This window comes from Kitasatospora sp. NPDC093558 (genome assembly GCF_040683475.1).
In the GTDB taxonomy this organism is placed as follows: Bacteria; Actinomycetota; Actinomycetes; order Streptomycetales; family Streptomycetaceae; genus Kitasatospora.
The window spans coordinates 1-1,142 of the sequence record NZ_JBFBDY010001321.1; the positions used below are offsets into that span (position 1 = coordinate 1).

The 1,142-nt window shown below is 69.6% G+C and carries 1 protein-coding gene and 1 pseudogene; both read right to left on the reverse strand.

The features are described from left to right. The coding region (locus tag AB0O00_RS40680; RefSeq protein WP_363659691.1) for an ABC transporter substrate-binding protein at nt 1–808 on the reverse strand (808 nt) is incomplete at its 3' end. 213 nt (nt 809–1,021) lie between these two features. Continuing rightward, nucleotides 1,022–1,142 (reverse strand): annotated as a pseudogene (locus AB0O00_RS40685) (GNAT family N-acetyltransferase); the annotation flags it as partial.

Here is a 1,142-nt window from a genome sequence, read left to right on the forward strand (position 1 = left end):
CGGGCCGGAAGCCGTCCGGCACGGCCCGTCCCGGGTAGTACTGGTCCTGGAGGCGGTTCCAGGTCCCGTCCTTGATCACCTCGTCGAGGCCCTTGTTGAGCGCGGCGAGCAGCTCCGGCCGGTCCTGCGCGACGGCGAAGGCGGTCGGCGACGGGCTGAGCTGCTTCTGGGCGAGCACCACCTTGCCGCCGCTGTCGTTGGCGCTCTTCTCGCCGATCTCGGCGGGGGAGATCCAGGCCTCGGCGGTCCCGGTCTTCAGCTGGTTGAGCGCGCTGTTGTAGTCCGGGACACGCACCGGGTTGAGGCCGTGCTTGGTGGCGTAGTCGTCCTGGACGGTGCCCTGGACGACGACGACCCGCTTGCCCGCCAGCTGGTCGAAGGTGGTGACGGACGACCCGGCCGGCACGTCGAGCCCGAAGTACCCGAAGTCGTACCCGTTCGTGAACGCCACCGTCTTCTTGCGGGCCTCCGTCACGGTGATGGACGAACTGCCCACGTCGAACTTGTGGTTGGCGACCTGGGACAGCAGGGCGGAGAAGTCGGTGGAGGCGAACTGCACCTTCAGTCCGGCCTTGGCGGCGACGGCGGCGAAGAGGTCGTTGTCGAAACCGGTGAACTTGCCGTCCTTGAGGAAGACGTTCGGCGGCGCGTCGGACAGCGTGCCGACGTGGAGCGTCCCCGGCTCGGCGAGCTGATACGGGTTGTCGGCGGACTTGGTGCCGGACGACGCGCTGCTGCCGCACGCGGTGAGGGGCACGAGGGAGACGAGGGCAGCGAGGGCGGCGACGAGGACCCGGCGCGGGCGCATGGAGGCTCCAGGAAGGCGGTGACGGCGACGGAGGGCGAGGGCCGGCGTTTGGTGCCGGAACGGACTGCCGCGGCCAGGCCAGGCTCGGCCGTTCACGGCCTGCCCGGGTCGGTCGCGGGCCTCACCGCGTCGGTCGAACAAGTGACCTGATCAATATCCGCCATGATCGTTGCCGAGGTGTTGCGGCGGCATGAAAGCCGCCCGGGTGGTTCGTCACAGCTCCCGGCGCATCAGGACGCACATCGTCTCGTAGCGGCGGATCGATCCGTCAGGCGCTTCCTCGTCCCAGGCGTCGGGTTCACGGCCGTACGCGACGTAGCCCAGGCGCTCGTAC